The organism is Vibrio sp. 10N.261.55.A10, from assembly GCF_041470825.1.
In the GTDB taxonomy this organism is placed as follows: Bacteria; Pseudomonadota; Gammaproteobacteria; order Enterobacterales; family Vibrionaceae; genus Vibrio; species Vibrio crassostreae_C.
On sequence record NZ_JBFRNC010000074.1, the window covers coordinates 1 to 18,596 of the forward strand.

Sequence of the window (18,596 nt, forward strand, 5' to 3'; positions counted from 1 at the left end):
AATCCGCGATGAACCTTTTTATTTACTTAGCGTTTTATGTAGCTAAGCTTAGACTTTCTTGAAGATGATAGAGGTGTTGATTCCACCAAAAGCAAAGTTGTTGCTCATCAAGTATTCAACATCCAATTCGCGACCTGAGCCCGTGATGTAATCGAGCTTGCCGCACTGTTCATCGACATTCTTAAGGTTTAGGGTTGGGCTGAACCAACCGCTATGCATCATCTCTAGGCTGAGCCACGCTTCAATTGCACCACATGCACCAAGCGTATGGCCAAAGTAACTCTTAAGAGAGCTGATTGGTACTTCACCAAAGATATTCGCTGTCGCGTTACTCTCTGCAATATCACCTTTTTCAGTCGCAGTACCGTGCGCAGAAACATAGCCAATCTTCTCAGCTGGAAGTTGTGCGTCTCTCAATGCTTTCTCCATACAGATTTGCATGGTTTCCATCTGAGGTTGAGTCACATGAGCCGCATCACAGTTGCTCGCAAAACCTATGATTTCTGCGTAGATCTTTGCGCCACGAGCAACAGCATGTTCGTACTCTTCAAGGATCAGGGTTCCAGCGCCTTCGCCGATAACCAAGCCATCACGCTCGCTGTCGTATGGGCTAGGGGATTTCTTGGGTGTGTCGTTTTTTAAACTGGTAGCGAAAAGGGTATCGAAAACGGCAGACTCAGTTGGGCATAACTCTTCACCACCACCGGCAACCATTACGGTTTGGTAACCATGCTTGATCGCTTCATAGGCGTAACCAATGGCTTGGCTTCCTGAAGTACAGGCGCTGCTGGTGGGAATCACGCGGCCACGCAGACCAAAGAACAGACCTACGTTTACCGCGGCTGTGTGTGGCATCATTTGAACGTAAGTGGTTGCTGTGATTGCTCGTGTCGACTTCTCGTTCAGCATTACTCCGAAAGCACCAACCGCATCGGTACTGCCAGTTGAAGAGCCGTAAGCGATACCAGTTTCGCCATTGGTCAATACATCGTGACCAATTAAGCCGGCTTGCTCCAATGCATTCTCAGTCGCAACGGTAGCTAGGCGTGATACACGGCCCATGCCACGCACTTGCTTACGCTTGTAGTGTTTAGGCAGTTGGAAGTCATCAATAGGCGCGGCAAGTTTTGTGTTGAGACCATCATATTGCTCGAAGCTTGGCATATATTGAGTCGCATTTTCACAGGCCTTTAGCTTAGGCTCTATCTGTTGCCAGTCGTTACCAAAAGCAGTAACACCAGACATTCCAGTTACAACAACGCGGCGGGTCATACTAAGCCTCCATTTACTGAAATCACTTGGCGAGTTACGTAGCCTGCAATATCAGACATTAGGTAGCTGACTAGGCCGGCTACTTCTTCCGGCTCACCCATACGGCGCAGTGGTACTTGAGGAAGTGCATGATCTTTCACGTGCTCGTCAACCATACCTGTGTCAATTAAGCCAGGAGCGACACAGTTTACCGTGATCTTGCGTTTTGCGAGTTCTAGAGCAAGAGACTTAGTTGCGCCAATCACCCCCGCTTTTGCTGCAGCATAGTTAGTTTGACCACGGTTACCCATAATGCCGGATACCGACGCTAGAGTGACGATACGGCCACCTTTACGCTTTTGAACCATAGGCATTACACAAGGGTGAAGTACGTTGTAGAAGCTATCTAGGTTGGTATGGATCACACCATCCCACTCTTCTTCCGTCATCGCGGGGAATGCAGTGTCACGAGTAATGCCCGCGTTGTTCACTACACCATAGTAAGCACCATGTTCAGCGATATCAGACTCAAGCTTTTCGCGACACTCGCTTCGTTTGCTGATATCAAATTGAATAAGACGTCCAGCGCCACCCAGTTCGGTGATCGACTTTAGCGTCTCTTCAGCACCTTGCTTGTCACCCATGTAATGAACGGCGATTTCAAACCCGTCTTTCGCGAGTTGAATAGCGATCGCTTTACCAATACCTTTACTGGCACCAGTGACTAAAACCTGACGGCTCATGATGGGCTCCTAGTTTTCATTTCTTGTAATTTTTGTTCGGTCGGCACGTAGACGTTGAGTTGGCATTGAGCCACTAACTCACCTCGGTCTTCGACTCTTGCGGTAAACACAGCCATACCGCTGTCTTCCATCATCTGTTCGGCGTAGATATCAAGGGTCTGACCTTGAGTAAACTCATCACACAGTGATTTATAGCGACGAGAGCCGAGTAAGAATCCGATTGGGGGCGTGGTGCCGTTTTTAAGTGCGTGATATCCAGACCATGCCGCTACAGACTGCGCCATAAACTCGATTCCAACATATGCTGGTACCGTTTGAGATTCGGCGTCAAAGAACAGATTATGGTCACCAATATCGACCTGACAGTGGATCGACAACGCCTCTACGCTGATAGCACGATCGATTAATATCATCGGATCATCGTGAGGGAGAAGTTGGTCTACAGAAGGGATATCAGTCATTTACTACACCAAAAATCAGGCTAATGTTGTTGCCACCAAAAGCAAACGAGTTGCTTAAGATGTTCTTTGCTTTAAGTTTCTGTGAACAGTTTACCAAATCAATCTCAATATCTTCAGCTTTATCCTGACATTTTTGTAAGGGAAGCGGTAAGTCATATTTTAAAATATGCCACGCAATTGCAGCCTCAATCGCACTTGCTGCGCCTAGAGTATGCCCGGTCAGCGGTTTGGTAGAACTGACGGGAACCTTGTTTGCAAAAATACGATGAATGGCTTTACTTTCCATCGAGTCATTGAGTGGCGTTGCTGTACCATGTGCATTGATATAACCAATGTCTTCTGCGTTTAACTGTGCAGAATGTAACGCTTTTTTCATTGCTTGTTCAGCACCATTGCCTTCAGGGTGAGGCGCTGAAATGTGGTGTGCATCAGAGCTGTCCCCACAGCCCAATAAGGCAATGTTTGACGTGTCTTGTGCTGCATTAACACCGGCTAACTTTGTTTTGCTGAGCAACATAAATGCCGCTGCTTCTCCTATGTTGATACCTTCTCGGGTTGCACTAAATGGCTTACAATGTGTTGTTGAGAGTGCTTCAAGACCGTGGAAACCATTGAGTGTCAGCTTACACAATGTATCCACACCACCCACTAACACGGCATCAGCCATACCTGAATCTAATAAGCGCTGGGCGGTCAGAAATACGCGGCCACTGGATGAGCAAGCCGTAGATATGACGTAGTTTGGCCCCGTTAATGCGCAATACTGGCTAACGAACTCTGAGGTATCACCAAGCTCTTGTTTTGAGTAATGGTAATCTGCTGGAAACTCGCCGTTTGCCAATTTTTGTTTGAAGACTGCTTCACCATCGGAGATCCCAGATGTGCTGGTGCCAATAACAACAGCAATTCTATCTGCGCCAAACTGAGATTTGGCTTGCTCGATAGAATCTTCAATTTGGTGAAGAGCCGACAGCGCCAGTTGATTGTTGCGAGTGGCGTATTGCGTAAGATCTGAAGGAATCGGTGGTAGTTCACCCGCGATCTGACCAACGACAGTGTGTTTACCATCGTTCAGCATATCGTGCACTTCGACCATATTTGATTCACGCTCGTCTTTTAGACAGCCATGAATATCGGCAATCTCTGAGCCTAGCGCTGAGTGGAAACCACAGTCTTGGATGTAAATAGGCATAGTGTTCAACTCTTACTTGGATTGTCGACAATCGTTGAGTTCAACGTTTGTATGGTGATGTTGTAGCCCAGGGTCAAATGTTTGAAAACAATGTCGCCTGCCGTTTTGTGTGTACCAGGATCTGTTTGGTAATCAATTTGAATGATTGCCTGTTGGTTTTCATCAAATACGGTTCTTGTTTTGTCGGTATCGACTAGGTGCCAACCTATGCTTTGTAAAGGCTGAGCCCATGCTTCAGCCGGCCATAAGGTAAGCATTAAATTAAATAGCACCTGTTCAGGTTGTGGCAAAGTTGCGCCAAGCCCAGACAAAACCTGCGTATCAATTACTTGATTCTGGTATTGCAGCGATAGAATGCGAGTACCCCAAGAGGAGAACCCCGCCAAAACCACTTTACCTGGTGTGACTTCGACTTGAACCGGAAGCTGCTGTGTATCATTTTCCCACGTAGCGCTAATCAACTGACTGGCTGTTAATGAGTATCCCAGTTCAGCTGGCAGTGGTAGTGCTAGATCGGTGTCTTGATCGATAGACACGCTCGCACCACTTGGCTGCTGAGAAACCATCGAGCAGGCACTCATTAGAATGCCCACTAGTATGGCGAAGGTTACCTTTAATGTCTGGATCATCTAAAAGCCTCTCGAGTAATTGGTCCTTCTACGTTTTTACTACTGTTGATCGCGAGTGGAGAAAGCAGCCAAGCGACAAAGATCCCTGTCAGAACCGTCACCCCGAAGCTATGAATAGCATGAGTCTGGCTCAGCGACAGTAAGCCGAATGAAAGTAGTGTTGTGAGACCTGACAAGGTGATCGCTAATAAGGTGCTCAGCGATTTCTTTTGCTCAGCAAAGAATAGGGTGTAGTCTATGCCAATCCCTAAAATCAGAATCAAACCAAGCAGGTTAAATAGGTTCAGTGTCGAGCCTAAAATGCCCGTGACCGCCAAACCTGCTACGCCTGCAATCAATGAAGGCAACAGCATTAACAGGCTTTGCTTCACACCATAGCGCCAGCCTAACAGCATGCCAATAGCTGCCAATGCTATCAATAACAGCTCGGTAATCTTGACGCGGTACTCAGCAAAAAGAGAGGAGATTTCATCCGCTTTATTGAGGTGTTTCACACCTTGCTTCTGAGCAAAATCTGACTCCAACCACTGTGAGAACAGCTCAGCATCAGTGACGTCTTTTATCAAAATGACCGACGCTGCTTGCCCGTCGATAGGTTTTAACCAAAGTGGTCGAACAGGCTCTGAGACTGGAGACTCCAAAAATCCAGATACCGTGATTGGTTCGAATTTTGGTAGTTCTGGAAACGTAGACCAACCGAGAGAGCTTTGTAATATATGGCTTTGTTGACTATAGAGTTGTTCAACCAACTGATAGTTATCATGCTGTTCTTGTTTACTTAACAAGTGTTGATTGATGCTGCGATACCCGGAGATACCTTGGCTATTGACCAGCGAATCTAAGCTTGTGGTGATTTCTGTCAATTTTTTGAGTAGCTTTTGGTCGCTCTGAGCTGTGACCAAAAGCATATTTTGACCACTGCCTAACCCTGATATCTCAGTAATGGCTTGCTCTTGTTGTTTGAGTTGTTCGGGCATAGCCTGAAGCTGGCGAATATCGTCGTCGTAACGAATTTGACTGAGTGACATCAAGCTAACGACAGTCACTGTTAACGGTAAGCCAATTCTAAATTTTTGGTTGCTCCAAAGGCTTAACCAAGTATGCCAAAGTTTCGACAGGGGAAGAGGGCGCTCTTGGCCTGGTTTTACCGCTAAAACGGGGTACCAGCACACCACACTGGCGTAAGCTGCGATCAGTCCAATCGACGAAAACAGAGCCAGTTGCTGCAAGCCTGGGAATGGCGCAACCAGTAGCCCTAAGTATCCGATTAAGCTGGTGATTAAACCTAGAGTGATGGCAATGAAAATATGCTTTAGGCCTTTATCGCTCTGCCAGTGGCTTCCTGCGGCCAAACGGTCAGTGAGATAGTGAAAAGAGTAATCGATGGATACGCCAATCAAGCTAGCGCCAAACACCAAGCTGAATAGATGCACCTTACCAAAGATAGCGACAGTGCTTGCCAGTGCAACCAATAATCCTGTACTGATTGAGAGTAAAGATAAGGCAAGTGGTAGCGCACTACGAAATGTCAGCCACACCAATAAAATAACGCCTGCCAATGAGCCCAAACCAATGGTACTGATTTCTGATTTCGCGCTTTCGGTACCGTAATTGGCGTAGAACACCACACCAGTATGCTGCACCTTGACGCCAAATTGTTTTTCGACCTCGCGCTCAATTGAATCAAGATCTGGAAGTTGTTCTTGAATCGCCAAGCTATAAGGTGAGTCCGCCAGAGTAGCCGTGACTAAAATATGAGTTTGCTCATTCGACTGGGCCGTGAGATAGCCCTCTTTCAGAACAAAGTTACTTGATTGGACGCCAATAGCACTGATGTAGTCGCGAAATAACAAGAATGGGTCGAGAGATAACTCTGCTGCAGTGACGCCTGAGAATGGATTGTACAGAGACTGAATGACATATTGAGCTCGCGAATCAGGCGAGTGTGTCAGCGTCTCTTTTTGTTGTTGGGTCAGCAGTTGAGATCGGTGACGAAAATAGAAATCGCTCCACTGGCTTTGAGAGCTGGCGTTGATTTTACCTTGAACTTGCTTAAACAGAGTTGGCTGACTTGAAAAAGTTCTTTGGTTGAGAGCTTTTTCAAAAGCGTCGGTCGCAACCATGGTTTGTTCGATATCGGGAGCGCTTATGATAAATACCACTTGCTCGCTCATCGAGCTGGATATCTGCTGAAAGGCTTGCTCTACCATTGGGTCTTGCTGGTTTTCGGGCAGTAACTTTAGAATGTTGCTTTCAATCGGTACCGACGAAGAAAAAGCGAATTGTTTGGTCAACAACCCGCTAAACAGCATTACAACAACAAGCCAAACAAGGGCAAGACTAGAGTTGGAATTGTTTCGCTTCAGCATCTGATAATACTTCCGGTAGATGGCTTAACTGACTGAATTCGATCACTGTGCTATCTCCACGAATCTCTTTCAACTCAATACGTTCAATATCGCTGTTGCCTTGCAGCGTGATAGCCTCAAACACCGCATTCATCGGTGCATTTTTGGGCTTTAGAGTCAGTGTCCATGCTTGTACATTTTCATCAGAGCTGGTGTTAGTTGCGGGCTCAAAATTGAGTGCGAACTGTTCCTGAAGTTTTTGCGTGTCCCCATGAAACACTGACAAGAAGATATGGCTGAAATAAAACGCCATTGGATTTTCTTTGTCGGTGATGATTTTTGCGGGTTGATCGGCAAACCTTTGGCTCAGTTTGTTATCGGTGAGCACTAAGTTCACGGGAAACGGAGTGGTTTGTGTCCAGAGTAAGCCACTTGATTTGTCTAACAGAAATGTACCTTGTGACGTTAAAGGCTGGGCGAACATCTCCATATTGCGTGTTTGAGTGAACTCACCACGCACAATACTATTTTCGCTGAGCACCGTCTGCAGCTCTGAAATAGAATTGACAGCAGCAGAGTTTTCTTTGGCGCTTACAAGGCCGCTTGCCATCATCGCAGTAAGTCCAATTAGCGCGATATTGATGTATTTGCGACTGCGTTTAAACAGATTCATGGTTCACCTGCTGTGGGTTAGAGGTTTGTGTTTGATGTTCAGTTGCTAGAGGTAAGCAACCAAATTGGTGCCAGTGTTCGACTTTGTCAGTAAACACTTTGGGTGAGGCAAAGCACATCTCTTGTTCTTCGATGGTGACGGCAACCTGCATGGTGTGAGCACGTGTCATTCGAGCACCGGTTAGAGCATCATGAATTTCATAATCGACGCGCAGGCGATTTTCCCACTCGGTGAGTTTCGCCGTTACCTTAATCTTGTGATTAAACGGTATCGCCTTAATGTATTTCACGCGGGTATCGATGATAGGCCACATGTAGCCAGAATCCTTCATCTCATGGTAGTTGTACTCAATCTTATCCATCATGATGCGCCTAACTTCTTCAAAGAATCGGAAGTAGTTGCCGTGATAGATCACGCCCATTGGGTCGGCATCTTGGAATGAGGTGATAAGCGTCACCTCAGATTGTAATGGGTGAAGGATTTCAGACATAAATCGCTCTCAACAATATTGCGTAAAGGGTTGGCTACTTTATGAGTAAAGTGACCAGTGCTGACTTTGAATACGAGCAATGAAGTGGCGTAGATCGCCTTCAAGTGGTCGATCTTCTACGATAAATTCAAACTCCTTAAGCACTTCGTCGCGAATGTGCTTGAGGTTCTCACTCATGTGGTGCTCATCAAGCTCATTGTGGCGCTTACGAAGTTCGAGTGCTTGTGTCCCCGCCAGTAGTGACGCTGCTGCCACTTGTTCGGTTAGCTCTAGAACGCGTAAACAGTCACGAGCTGCGATGGTGCCCATACTCACTTTATCTTGGTTGTGACACTCAGTTGAGCGAGAGAATACGCTTGCTGGCATGGTGTGTTTCAATGCTTCTGCTGTCCAAGCTGAAACGCCAATCTGTACTGCTTTAAAGCCGTGGTTGATTGGCTTACGTTCGCCTTCAGCACCCGTTAGGTTGAATGGCAAACCGTTGTTGAACTTGTAGTCCATCAGCTGAGCCATTTGACGGTCAAGCAGATCAGCAAGGTTCGCAACTGCAGTTTTTAACGTATCCATCGCCATTGCAATGTGTCCACCGTAGAAGTGTCCACCGTGCAGTACGCGCTCATTATCACCATCGATAATTGGGTTGTCGTTGGCACTGTTTAGCTCGTTCTCGATCATTTGGCGTAGCCAAGGCAGAGAGTCTTGAACCACGCCGATAACATGTGGAGCACAGCGCAGAGAGTAACGATCTTGGAGGCGATCACTGTTACGTGGCGGGCGATCCGCTTGCAGATCATCACGCAGCCATGCAGCAACTTGTTGTTGACCAGGATGAGGTTTGACTGCAAACAGCGCTTCATCGAAATGGAAGTCATTGCCGTGCATACCGACTGATACCATAGCGGTGATCTTAGTTGATAGCTGAGCTAGATATTCCGCACGCTTGTAAGCGATACAAGCTAATGCCGTCATTACAGACGTACCATTCATCAACGCCAAGCCTTCTTTTGGCTTAAGTTTGATAGGGCTAATTCCTAACTCTTTGTAGACGTCACTGGTTGGGCGCACTTCACCTTTGTAGATTACATCACGCTCACCAATCAGTGCTGCGGCTAAGTAAGACAGAGGTGTTAAGTCGCCACTGGCACCCACCGATCCTTCTTGAGGAATGCGTGGTGAGATGTCTTGGTTGATTAGGGTAACGATCTGGTTGAGTAGATCGTGAGTCACACCAGAGACACCTTGTGATAACGAACACAGGCGCGTTGCTAATACTGCACGAGCTTGTTCGTGAGACAATATTTCACCTAAACCACAGCCGTGAAAACGTGTTAAATGCAGTGGTAGCTCGTCAACTAGGTTTGGCGGAATCGCAACCGTACATGAGTCACCGTAACCCGTCGTTACACCGTAAATCACACCTTCTTCTTTCAATAGGCGTTCTAAGAAAGCGACACCACGGTCGATCTTAGATGTGAATGCTTCACTTGTGTTCATCGAGGCTTTTGCGCCTTGTGAGATAGCGACAACATCCTCAATCGTGAGGCGCTCGGCACCAAAGGTGATGCTATTTGGATTCTTTTTCGTCATGGTGCTTGCTCAATGTCCAAAAATTAAAAAAGTTGTACCACTGAAGCGGTGCTTGCAGTGTGTAGTGCTGAAGTCGATTTGCGTATTTTTGCACGACTTGCTGTAAAGATTGTTCGCGAGTCTTTCTTGGTAGCTCGATCTTGTTGCTAAAATGCTCGAAATAGACATTAAAATGCGGCTTAGATTGTGAGTCGTCACGTAACCCAAACAGCAAAAATACGGGTGCTTTGAGAACCGAGGCTAACATAAATGGACCTTGAGGGAATGGAGCTTCCTTACCTAAGAACTCAGCCCATACTGAGCGGCTCTCTTTGCTGGTGGAAGTTCGATCGCCAACAATCACGATCCATTCGCCTTGCTCTAGTTTCTGTTGTAACAAGATAGCGGTATCAGGCCCCATCGATGTCACCTGAATCAGATTTAAATCAGACTGCGGGTTAACCGCTTTCATCACGGAATTAAAACGTTCGGCGTGTTCTGTAAAAACCAGGGCGTTGATTTTGATGTTCGAGTGTCTGCGACCTAAAGCTCGGCACAGCTCAATATTGCCAAGGTGAGATCCAAGGATTAGCACACCTTGCTTATTTGCCACCATGCTCTCGAACTGGTCTTGGCCATGAATAGTCAGGTTATCTGCCGAGAAATCACCTTTCCATGCCGCGAGCTTGTCGAGCATCGTATGGCCAAATGAAAGCAGATGGTTGTAACTGGTTAGTTCTCCGGGGAGCTCAATATTTTGCTGTTCCGCATAGGCTTTTAATTGGAATAGATATTGTTCGGAAGCGTTTCGCGCACGCTGGCCCGTCAAGTGGTAGTAACGCATCACACCACGCAGAATGAGGTTGAACACACCGCGACCTAACAAGGTATAAATGGCTAATAACAGCTTAATGCCTAATACTGTGCCGCGTTCTTGAGTGCGGGACCAGTGTGGTTGTTCAGAAGCTTGCGGCTCTGAATCAGTCGATAAATTTGGGTTATTATCAGCTGAATCGGATTTGAAATGGCGAGCAATCAGTTTTGGTGCTCTTGGCAGCATGCTGAAGAATAGACGTGTATGCATCCAACTGATTTTGACGTTATCCCACAACGCATCGAAATGAGAGATGCCGTTCTCAGGATAGATAACGCGCGTTTCAACGAAGTCTATGTCGCAACCTTCCCAATACAGGCGAACCAAAATCTCGATATCGAAGTCCATTCTCGAACCAACATCGTACTTATTCAACACAGTTTGAGTTTGGTTGATAGGATACGCTCTAAAGCCACACATGCTGTCTTTAATTGATAAAGAAAGGGTTTCTATCCATACCCAGATATGTGTCGCGTAGCGCCCATAGAGCCTTGCTTTGGGTACGCTGTCGTCGTAGATAGGCTGGCCTGATATCAGACGTTGTGGCTTAGCTTGTGAGGCCTCAATCAATGTTGGCAAGGCTTCCAGGTCGTGTTGCCCATCAGCATCTATCTGAATAGCGTGGCTAAAGCCTAGTTGCTGCGCTTTTTTGATTCCGGCTTTTACTGCGCCGCCTTTACCTTGGTTCTGTTCAAGCGTCACCAAGGTTACGTTTGAATTCTCTGCTAGGGGAGACAGAAACTGTTTTGTTGTGAGTTCACTGCCATCGTCAACGATGATGATCGGTAACTCAAAATGATGAAGTGACGACACCACAGCCGGCATGGTTGCGCCATGGTTAAAGCACGGGATAAGGAAGCAAGCCTTGTAGCTGCTTTCTTTTGTGTGGTGTTGAGAAGTAGCCTCGACGGGAGCGCTATTCACTTTTTTCTCCCAGCTTCATTTTGCCTGAAGAGTGGGTCTGTTCACCGTTGTTTGATGTGTAACTAAAGCTCAGCTTGTCTTTGTCAGCATCCCATTTGAGTGATAGCTGGATTGTAGCGTCAGGCAGGATAGGCTCTTGGAACTTAATGACTTCCATTCCTTTAAAGAAACCAGGAACGCCTAACTCTTGGACTGCGTAGTGAAGTGCCCAATCAATTTGCGTGACGCCAGGTAGAATAGGGAAGCTCTTGAAGTGCCCATTAAAGTCGGTGATATCTCCGCTAACATGAAGTGTCAGGGTCGATTCATTTTCTACCGTGTCTACAGCAATGATGTTTGGTTTTCTTTTATCCATAGGGCGTGCTTAGAATCCTTGGGCAAATATTGGTTCTTTGACAAAAATATAAAAAGATAATCTCAGTGTAAAATACGATCAGCGGTTTCTATGATTTTATTAGCTGTTCTATGTGAGATGTTAATCGCTTACCTTGGCTGTTGAGGGGGATCTCATCGACAACACGGTATTTTCTCGGGATTGCGATTGGCTCTAACCACTTTCTGAGTTCTGTACGCAGCATCAACCAGAATTTACCTTTGCTCATGGTCGATAGAGCGGCTTGGCCTTCATCTGATAATACCAAAACAGAGGCTAATATTAATCGCTCAGGCTCCTCAAATGGAATAACCACGCACTCACTTATCCAAGGCAGTTGCTCCAGTCGCTTTTCCACTTCAACCAGTGATACTCGCTTTTCTTCTATCTTGATCACTCGGTCCGTTCGGCCCTTCAATATGAATTGATTCTCCGAGACCATCTCGCACTCATCAGAGGTTTGATACCAGTTATTCTTATCGATGTACGGCGACAATAACTTAATGCAACTCTCACTGTTGAGACTAGCCTCAATACAGGCAAAAAGCTGCCAAGGCGTTTGAGCGCTCTCTTGCTGACGAAATGCGATGCCACCGGTTTCTGTGCTACCAAAGACTTCAATCGGTAAATGACCAAGCAGATCTCGTGACTGGTGAGCCGACTCGGTAGGCAATGGACCACCCGAAGAGAAGATTCCTGCAAGTTGTACCTTGTTGGTCTCATGCTTTAATCGTTTAAGTAGCGCTGGGCTGCTGATCAGTACACAGTTTTGATTTGCGTGAGATAAGATCTGTTCTGGGTATTCAAGGTTGTGTCGAGCAAATGGAACACCAGAGCATAGTGGCCATAAGATTCTAAACAGCAAACCATAGATATGTTGATGAGAAACTGTGCTTTGGATTTGGTTTCCCTTGAGTAACTCACCCCAGTTCTTGTGTAACTGAGCGGTCTCAATATCGAGGTGCTCTAACGTTTTATCTATCGCTTTTGGCGTGCCACTTGAACCTGAAGTGAACAGAGTTAATGGGACTGTTGCCAAATCAATGGTCGTAAGATTCTCGGTTAGAGGTTTTTGTGCTTCAGTGTTTGAATCCAATAAGGTTTGGATATTACGAACGTCATTCACCTCAACTTCGCCAATCGAGTTATCAACTAGCAGGCAATCAAACTGCTTACTTAACTCAGCAAGCGCACATGGCTGGTAGTTGCCCGGTAAGATGATGTGTTTGTTGGCTGCTGTACATGCCAAAAAGGCCACCGCAAATAGGTAGCTGTCTTGGGTACAAATCGCGATTCGTTGAAAAGGGGATAAAGACAAAAATTGTACGAGTTGAGATAAGTCGTCGTTAAATGTTTGCCACGTAATCTCGCTATTGTCGTCAAAGCAGACAATAGATTCAGGGGCTCTGTCCTGGCTAAGAAGCTCAGACAACGAGGTGTAAGATACGGTTTGGGTCATAACAATTTAACTCTGACGAATGCGCTGTCTTACTACCCACTCTCCTGCAAAGAGTAACCCTGCAAACAGATAGCTGAGTAAGCCATTGTATAGGGTCCATACTTCTAGCGGTTGGAAGCAGGTGTAAAGGGCAATAGAGCCATTGATAACAAAGAACAAGCACCACACTTTGGTGACTTTTCGTGTGTAATCAACGCCACTTTGCGGAAGTTCAGGCTCTTGAAGGCGAGCAAGACGTTCGATAATCGTTTGTGGTTGCCATAGGCTCGAAGCGAATACAACCAGCATACAAACATTAACGATAACGGGATAATAGGTTAGCCAGCCGTGTTGCTTAAAGGCTAAGCCTAAAGCCAGCAGAACAATACCGGCACTTCCACTGATCCAAGCTAGGTGTTTTAGCTCTTTGATTTTAGCCTGACCGCCGGTGAAAATGCGTACAGCAAAGATAGCGGCTAAGGCAATACCAACGGTTTGTAAGCCAAACTTGTTGAGTCCAAAGTAAACCGCTATTGGATAAGTGAAAAGTATAATTGCCGACAGTAAAGTCAGCAGAGGACGCATTAGGCGTCCTTCAATAGTTCAACCACAGATTCGACAACGTCATTAACGGTGCGCACTGCTTTGAACTCTTCAGGTTTTATCTTCTTACCTGTGACGTTCTGTAGGTGAACGACCAAATCAACGGCATCAATGCTGTCTAGGTCTAGATCAAGATAGAGATGAGCTTCAGGGGTGATATCTTCAGCGTCAAGCTCGAACAGCTCAATAAGCGCATCTTTAACCTGGTTGTATACTTCTTGTTGGTTAGCTTGTGTCATAAAGATCTGTCTAGTTATTCGTTTGAGAAGAGATGTAGTTCGCTAGATTTTCAACTGACGCAAAGTGCTGTCGAGTGTTTGAATCATCTGCATCGATAACAATGTTGTACTTTTTCTTGATAGCAAGGCCAAGCTCAAGGGCATCGATAGAGTCTAGTCCAAGTCCATCACCAAATAGTGGAGCTTCCGTTTCAATCTCATCAATGCTCATGTCTTCAAGGTTCAATGCGTCGATGATCAGTTGTTTCAGTTCGTTGTGTAATGTTTCCACTTTGGCCTACTTAATGCTTTATCTGAATGCTGCTTTAAGGGGGCGATTCTACATTATATGAGGTATTTTCGAAATGCCGATATCGCCTGTTATGTTATTGATACGCTAAATGTTTTCTTCGGAAGGGAAAATTGTTTGTGCAAGATGATGATTAAGGCGCCTTGCTGCCGAAGTTAAATTATTTGAGCCTTCAATAAATGGTTCGACTTCTATTTTACCTTTCACCGCGACATGAAAAAAGGGCTTCGACGCAGGAACTTGATACCATTTTTTCTCTTTCGTTAAGAATGTCGGAGAAACCGTAATATGAATCACGCGTAAATCGGTTTGTGTTCGAGTCGCGATTTGTGCCGCCCCACGCTGTAAGGATGGTTCAATTCCTGGCGTTGTGCGAGTTCCTTCGGGAAAAATCAGCATGACATTGCCACGTGAGAAGCGTTCTTCACAGCGCTCTAAAAGATCGTCAGGGGCTTGGTTCGGTATATAACCTGCCGCTTTGACAATCCTTTTCATAAAAGGGTTTTCCCAAATGGCCGCTTTGACGAGGCAATCACATTGAGGAAGTTGAGAGGCGATCAGCACATAGTCAATCAAACTTGGGTGGTTGGCGACGATAATGCAGTTACGGTCGTTACGCAGTAGTTCTGCACCATCAATTCGGTAATCGATTGCTCCGGTGAACTTCATGATCTGGCAAAACGCATTGAATGAGAAACGGATTAATCGCTGTGCTTTAAGCTCTCTTTTAATGGTATTGGGATTGGCTAGCGCGATAGTCGGTAAGATTAAGAAGCTCAATACTAAGCCACCCAAACCAAAGATGGTAAAGCAGAGGCCTGTCGCGAATACTCGCCAATACTGGTCTACTCTGCTCATTACGCTGTACCTGTCTCGGTGTTATTTACCCAAGACCAAGTTTGGTGCTTGCCAGCAATAGCCCACCTATTTGTACCTAATAAGATATGTTGGAGCGTTTGTAACCCTTGTGGTAACACGGAAGGTGCTTGGTTGGTCTCTACTGTCCTAGTAATAGAGTATTCACTGCCAGCGGTGAGCACTAAGCCCAGCGCATAATCAGCAAAGTTCTGTGTTTCGTACTCTTGGTAGAGCTCGGGCAGAGGTTGGTCGAAATCGATAACTAACACTCGATGCGACGGATATTGATGAAGGTAAAGATAAGCTTCGATCAGAGCGTTATGGAAAGTATCTTGCCCTGCGGCTATTGAAGTCAGTGGAATCGGTGCTTTGGCGGCAATGGTGGTTAGACCAGCTGCGGTATTATGTACCGACTGCGAGAACGCCATTGGTGAGGCATCGTCACCTTCTAATATCGACTGAATCAAGGTTGCGGTTCGGTGCAGTTCACCATGTCGACTGGCAAAAACCAGATAATCAATCGAGTTGTCTTTTAAGAGTGTCAATGCAGTTTGAACGGCCAATTTACTTTGTAGGCTCATTCGGCGGCGCATCATCGGTGGGATCGCTTTAAATTCAGTTGAGCCATCTTGTGGCCAATCTAAATTAGTGCTCCACGCTAGCCATTGGGCAACAGAATTGAGACCAGCCGAATTTGCAGACCATTTCTCAATATTAAACGACATTAATTGGGATTGATTTGACATAGAGTATTGATTTGCTTTGAGTCTAACTAAATACTATGCGCGCTTATAAATAAACACAGATAAGGAATTTAAATGAAATTACTAAAAATAGCAGTTTCAATGTTATTCATATTCGTTCTTGCAGGATGTGGACGCGTCCAACCTGTAATGAATGTTGAGGATACTCCAGTTGCACTGAATCTTCAAAGTAAACAGGTTAAATCAGCTATTTCTGAATCTGCTGAAAATCGAGGCTGGTTGGTTTCAGAAATAAAGCCTGGTTTGATCCGCGCTGAATTGTATGTTCGTTCGCACCACGCTGTGGTTGAAATTCCTTATAGTGATAAGTTTTACTCTATTCTTTACGTTGAATCAGAGAATTTGAAGTACGACGATGGTGAAATACACCGTAATTACAACCGTTGGGTTAATAACTTAAACGTTGATATTAAACGTAAGCTTGCGCAAATGGCAGCTGAGTAACTCTCTATTATTTAAAGTTAGGTTTTTCGTGTCGGAATATAAATTAGATCCATTCAACGCATTAGAAGCAAAAACAGAAGCGCAGAAATTGTCTTTCGCTCCGATTGTTTTTCATACTGCTCGTACACTTCGTGATTTAGGCATTTTGAAAGCGTTAGATGACGCGGGCAACGAGGGTTTACCAGCAGAGTCTATCTCTGAATCGACCGGTGTCTCTGAGTACGGCGTGAAAGTCCTGCTCGATATGGCGTTAAGTGCTCATATTGTGACTTGGGAAAAGCCTAACTACAAAATGGCTAACCTTGGTTTCTACCTTCTGCATGATGGTATGACTAACGCAAACATGGATTTCACAGCCGATGTTTGTTATGCCGCGATGATGCATCTAACAGAAGCGATTGAAGAAGGCACACCTGCAGGCTTGAAAGAGTTGGGTGATTGGGAAACCATTTACCAAGGCTTGTCTCAATTGCCAGAAAAAGCAAAAGAGAGTTGGTTCAAGTTTGATCACTTCTATTCGGATCGCTCGTTCCCTGTGTTACTTGAAAAAGTCTTCAGCAAGAAACCTAAGTCGCTGGTGGATATCGGCGGCAACACGGGTAAGTGGGCGATGCAATGCTGCAACCATGATGCGGACGTTGAGGTGACGATTGTTGATTTGCCACAGCAGCTAGAAATGGCAATGGCAAACGCGGCAAAGCATGGTCATCAAGAGCGAGTCACGCCATTCCCAGCGAATATGCTCGATAAACAGCAAACTCTGCCAACGGGCGCGGATGTTTGGTGGATGAGTCAGTTCCTTGATTGTTTCTCGCCAATGGAGATTCTGAGCATATTAAAGCGCGTTCGCTCTCATATGTCAGAAGATGCGACTGTCTATATCCTTGAACTGTTTTGGGATTCACAGAAATACGATGCGGCTTCTTATAGCTTAAACGCGACGTCTCTCTACTTTACCTGCTTGGCCAATGGCAACAGTCGTTTTTACCGCAGTGAAGATTTCTTAGAGATTGTTGAAGAAGCGGGCTTTGAAGTGGTAACGCGTACCGACGATATCGGTCTTGGTCACACGCTTCTAGAATTGAAAGCTGGCGCGCAATAAAAATAACAAACATGGCTTAAATAATGAAAAAACTATCAACTCAAGTGGTGATCATCGGAGCTGGGCCATCAGGGTCTATTGCTGCGTCTTTACTTCATAAAAAAGGCATCGATGTTCGAGTGATTGAAAAGAGCGTATTCCCTCGCTTTTCTATTGGTGAAAGCCTATTACCAGCTTGTATGGAAGTGATTGAACAGGCTGGGATGACTGACGCAGTGATCAACGCTAACTTCCAATACAAAGATGGCGCTGCCTTTCGCAAAAATGGCGTTTATACGGCGTTTAATTTTGAAGACAAGTTCTCTTCTGGCCCTGGAACTACGTTTCAGGTTCAGCGAGGTGCCTTTGATCAGGTTTTGGCAGATACGGCTGAGGCGCAGGGTGTCTGCATTGATTACCAACATGAGTTAATGGGCATTAATTTCACCGACGACAGCACCATTTTAGATGTACAAGTGCTGGGTGGAGAGCGTTATCAGATAGAAGCGCAATACGTTCTGGATGGCAGTGGTTTTGGTCGAGTGCTACCAAAAATGCTTAACTTGGCAGAGCCGTCATCGCTCCCTCCACGCAAAGCTATTTTTACGCACATTAACGATCATATTGCAGAGGTGGATACCGATCTTGAATATGACCGAAATAAAATTCTTATCTCTGTGCATCCAACCAACCCAGATGTTTGGTATTGGTTGATCCCGTTTAGTAACGGTGTCTCTTCGTTTGGTGTCGTAGGAGAGCCTAAGTTCTTTGAGTCCTATCCAGAAGACAAGATTGCTGCAATTAAACAGCTGGCAGCGGAAGAGCCGGGCTTGGCTGAGATACTGGCAAGCGCCGAGTATCCAAACCCTGCGGGTGAAATTGGTGGCTATTCTGCCAATGTAAAACATTTGGCGACGGATAAGTACGCGTTGCTTGGCAATGCCGGCGAGTTCCTTGACCCGGTGTTCTCGTCAGGCGTGACGATTGCGATGAAGTCGGCACAGTTTGCGGTTGAGTGTGTCGAAAAGCAACTTAACGGTGAGAAGGTAGATTGGGAACGCGATTATGCCGCTCCTTTGATGGTTGGTGTAAACACCTTTAGAACGTATGTTGAGGGGTGGTACTCAGGTACTTTGCAGGATGTGATTTTCTATCAAGATCCAAATCCAAAGATTAAGCAGATGGTGTGCTCAATTCTGGCGGGTTACGCATGGGATCAAGCCAACCCTTATGTGAAAGAGTCTAAGCGCCGATTGGCGACACTGGCTGAGATATGCCGAAACTAGGTAATCGATTTTGTATGTAGCAATACTCTAAATTGCCACGATGGATCGTCATAAATTAAAAACAGCCGCA

20 protein-coding genes are annotated in these 18,596 nt (G+C 45.8%); 3 read left to right on the plus strand and 17 right to left on the minus strand.

Translation table 11 applies throughout. The features are described from left to right. Positions 1-48: 48 nt before the first annotated feature. From AB4274_RS20140 to AB4274_RS20220, 17 genes are all read right to left on the minus strand, one after another. The gene (locus AB4274_RS20140) at positions 49-1,272 is read right to left on the minus strand and encodes a beta-ketoacyl-ACP synthase (protein WP_017062286.1); all 1,224 of its coding nucleotides are present in this window, start codon (positions 1,270-1,272) and stop codon (positions 49-51) included. After that, complete coding sequence (locus AB4274_RS20145; RefSeq protein WP_017062285.1) at positions 1,269-1,994, minus strand: 3-ketoacyl-ACP reductase FabG2; 726 nt, start codon at positions 1,992-1,994, stop codon at positions 1,269-1,271. Before AB4274_RS20145 ends, AB4274_RS20140 begins: the two co-directional genes overlap by 4 nt. Further along, positions 1,991-2,455: a hotdog family protein gene (locus AB4274_RS20150; protein WP_017062284.1), complete on the minus strand. Its 465-nt coding sequence runs from the start codon at positions 2,453-2,455 to the stop codon at positions 1,991-1,993. Before AB4274_RS20150 ends, AB4274_RS20145 begins: the two co-directional genes overlap by 4 nt. After that, positions 2,448-3,647 carry a beta-ketoacyl-[acyl-carrier-protein] synthase family protein gene (locus AB4274_RS20155; protein WP_017062283.1) on the minus strand — a complete coding sequence of 400 codons (1,200 nt, stop codon included), beginning with the start codon at positions 3,645-3,647 and terminating at the stop codon, positions 2,448-2,450. The genes AB4274_RS20150 and AB4274_RS20155 overlap by 8 nt, the downstream gene beginning before the upstream one ends. Before the next feature lie 5 nt (positions 3,648-3,652). Continuing rightward, complete coding sequence (locus AB4274_RS20160) at positions 3,653-4,276, minus strand: DUF3261 domain-containing protein (RefSeq protein WP_029235193.1); 624 nt, start codon at positions 4,274-4,276, stop codon at positions 3,653-3,655. After that, the gene (locus tag AB4274_RS20165) at positions 4,273-6,645 is read right to left on the minus strand and encodes an MMPL family transporter (protein WP_372113036.1); all 2,373 of its coding nucleotides are present in this window, start codon (positions 6,643-6,645) and stop codon (positions 4,273-4,275) included. The genes AB4274_RS20160 and AB4274_RS20165 overlap by 4 nt, the downstream gene beginning before the upstream one ends. Then, the gene (locus AB4274_RS20170; protein ID WP_017064143.1) at positions 6,617-7,297 is read right to left on the minus strand and encodes an outer membrane lipoprotein carrier protein LolA; all 681 of its coding nucleotides are present in this window, start codon (positions 7,295-7,297) and stop codon (positions 6,617-6,619) included. The genes AB4274_RS20165 and AB4274_RS20170 overlap by 29 nt, the downstream gene beginning before the upstream one ends. Continuing rightward, complete coding sequence (locus AB4274_RS20175; RefSeq protein ID WP_017062279.1) at positions 7,284-7,787, minus strand: thioesterase family protein; 504 nt, start codon at positions 7,785-7,787, stop codon at positions 7,284-7,286. Before AB4274_RS20175 ends, AB4274_RS20170 begins: the two co-directional genes overlap by 14 nt. A 39-nt stretch (positions 7,788-7,826) precedes the next feature. Next, complete coding sequence (gene hutH, locus AB4274_RS20180; protein ID WP_017062278.1) at positions 7,827-9,374, minus strand: histidine ammonia-lyase; 1,548 nt, start codon at positions 9,372-9,374, stop codon at positions 7,827-7,829. Further along, the gene (locus AB4274_RS20185; protein WP_017062277.1) at positions 9,352-11,151 is read right to left on the minus strand and encodes a glycosyltransferase; all 1,800 of its coding nucleotides are present in this window, start codon (positions 11,149-11,151) and stop codon (positions 9,352-9,354) included. Before AB4274_RS20185 ends, hutH begins: the two co-directional genes overlap by 23 nt. Next, positions 11,144-11,506 (minus strand): 3-hydroxyacyl-ACP dehydratase, encoded by a 363-nt coding sequence (locus AB4274_RS20190; protein WP_017062276.1) that lies wholly within the window; start codon positions 11,504-11,506, stop codon positions 11,144-11,146. Before AB4274_RS20190 ends, AB4274_RS20185 begins: the two co-directional genes overlap by 8 nt. Positions 11,507-11,594: 88 nt before the next feature. Next, the gene (locus AB4274_RS20195) at positions 11,595-12,983 is read right to left on the minus strand and encodes an AMP-binding protein (protein ID WP_017064141.1); all 1,389 of its coding nucleotides are present in this window, start codon (positions 12,981-12,983) and stop codon (positions 11,595-11,597) included. A gap of 6 nt (positions 12,984-12,989) precedes the next feature. Further along, positions 12,990-13,547 carry a septation protein IspZ gene (locus tag AB4274_RS20200; protein WP_017062274.1) on the minus strand — a complete coding sequence of 186 codons (558 nt, stop codon included), beginning with the start codon at positions 13,545-13,547 and terminating at the stop codon, positions 12,990-12,992. Next, complete coding sequence (locus AB4274_RS20205; RefSeq protein ID WP_004739745.1) at positions 13,547-13,804, minus strand: acyl carrier protein; 258 nt, start codon at positions 13,802-13,804, stop codon at positions 13,547-13,549. The genes AB4274_RS20200 and AB4274_RS20205 overlap by 1 nt, the downstream gene beginning before the upstream one ends. A gap of 10 nt (positions 13,805-13,814) precedes the next feature. After that, positions 13,815-14,075 (minus strand): phosphopantetheine-binding protein, encoded by a 261-nt coding sequence (locus AB4274_RS20210; RefSeq protein WP_004736154.1) that lies wholly within the window; start codon positions 14,073-14,075, stop codon positions 13,815-13,817. 105 nt (positions 14,076-14,180) lie between these two features. Beyond that, complete coding sequence (locus tag AB4274_RS20215; RefSeq protein WP_372113038.1) at positions 14,181-14,951, minus strand: lysophospholipid acyltransferase family protein; 771 nt, start codon at positions 14,949-14,951, stop codon at positions 14,181-14,183. Beyond that, positions 14,951-15,697, minus strand: coding sequence for a beta-ketoacyl synthase chain length factor (locus AB4274_RS20220; protein ID WP_372113039.1), 747 nt, complete (start codon positions 15,695-15,697; stop codon positions 14,951-14,953). The genes AB4274_RS20215 and AB4274_RS20220 overlap by 1 nt, the downstream gene beginning before the upstream one ends. A gap of 72 nt (positions 15,698-15,769) precedes the next feature. On the opposite strand from AB4274_RS20220, the gene AB4274_RS20225 reads away from it, so the two are divergent. From AB4274_RS20225 to AB4274_RS20235, 3 genes are read left to right on the plus strand one after another with little or no spacing between them, the layout of a single operon-like run. Then, positions 15,770-16,159, plus strand: a complete 390-nt coding sequence (locus AB4274_RS20225) for a hypothetical protein (RefSeq protein ID WP_017062271.1) — start codon at positions 15,770-15,772, stop codon at positions 16,157-16,159. Positions 16,160-16,187: 28 nt separating this feature from the next. Next, a complete protein-coding gene (locus tag AB4274_RS20230) occupies positions 16,188-17,261 on the plus strand; it encodes a methyltransferase (protein WP_017062270.1) in 1,074 nt (357 codons plus the stop codon). Between the two features lie 23 nt (positions 17,262-17,284). Next, the gene (locus AB4274_RS20235; RefSeq protein ID WP_372113041.1) at positions 17,285-18,526 is read left to right on the plus strand and encodes an NAD(P)/FAD-dependent oxidoreductase; all 1,242 of its coding nucleotides are present in this window, start codon (positions 17,285-17,287) and stop codon (positions 18,524-18,526) included. Positions 18,527-18,596 lie beyond the last annotated feature (70 nt).

Excerpts from the sequence above, each read along its gene's own strand:
- AB4274_RS20205 (WP_004739745.1), bottom strand. The coding sequence starts at position 13,804 with ATGACACAAGCTAACCAACAAGAAGTATACAACCAGGTTAAAGATGCG.
- AB4274_RS20140 (WP_017062286.1), bottom strand. The coding sequence starts at position 1,272 with ATGACCCGCCGCGTTGTTGTAACTGGAATGTCTGGTGTTACTGCTTTT.
- AB4274_RS20150 (WP_017062284.1), bottom strand. The coding sequence starts at position 2,455 with ATGACTGATATCCCTTCTGTAGACCAACTTCTCCCTCACGATGATCCG.
- AB4274_RS20215 (WP_372113038.1), bottom strand. The coding sequence starts at position 14,951 with ATGAGCAGAGTAGACCAGTATTGGCGAGTATTCGCGACAGGCCTCTGC.
- AB4274_RS20225 (WP_017062271.1), top strand. The coding sequence starts at position 15,770 with ATGAAATTACTAAAAATAGCAGTTTCAATGTTATTCATATTCGTTCTT.
- AB4274_RS20160 (WP_029235193.1), bottom strand. The coding sequence starts at position 4,276 with ATGATCCAGACATTAAAGGTAACCTTCGCCATACTAGTGGGCATTCTA.
- hutH (WP_017062278.1), bottom strand. The coding sequence starts at position 9,374 with ATGACGAAAAAGAATCCAAATAGCATCACCTTTGGTGCCGAGCGCCTC.
- AB4274_RS20235 (WP_372113041.1), top strand. The coding sequence starts at position 17,285 with ATGAAAAAACTATCAACTCAAGTGGTGATCATCGGAGCTGGGCCATCA.
- AB4274_RS20190 (WP_017062276.1), bottom strand. The coding sequence starts at position 11,506 with ATGGATAAAAGAAAACCAAACATCATTGCTGTAGACACGGTAGAAAAT.
- AB4274_RS20220 (WP_372113039.1), bottom strand. The coding sequence starts at position 15,697 with ATGTCAAATCAATCCCAATTAATGTCGTTTAATATTGAGAAATGGTCT.
- AB4274_RS20170 (WP_017064143.1), bottom strand. The coding sequence starts at position 7,297 with ATGAATCTGTTTAAACGCAGTCGCAAATACATCAATATCGCGCTAATT.
- AB4274_RS20200 (WP_017062274.1), bottom strand. The coding sequence starts at position 13,547 with ATGCGTCCTCTGCTGACTTTACTGTCGGCAATTATACTTTTCACTTAT.
- AB4274_RS20155 (WP_017062283.1), bottom strand. The coding sequence starts at position 3,647 with ATGCCTATTTACATCCAAGACTGTGGTTTCCACTCAGCGCTAGGCTCA.
- AB4274_RS20175 (WP_017062279.1), bottom strand. The coding sequence starts at position 7,787 with ATGTCTGAAATCCTTCACCCATTACAATCTGAGGTGACGCTTATCACC.
- AB4274_RS20195 (WP_017064141.1), bottom strand. The coding sequence starts at position 12,983 with ATGACCCAAACCGTATCTTACACCTCGTTGTCTGAGCTTCTTAGCCAG.
- AB4274_RS20165 (WP_372113036.1), bottom strand. The coding sequence starts at position 6,645 with ATGCTGAAGCGAAACAATTCCAACTCTAGTCTTGCCCTTGTTTGGCTT.
- AB4274_RS20145 (WP_017062285.1), bottom strand. The coding sequence starts at position 1,994 with ATGAGCCGTCAGGTTTTAGTCACTGGTGCCAGTAAAGGTATTGGTAAA.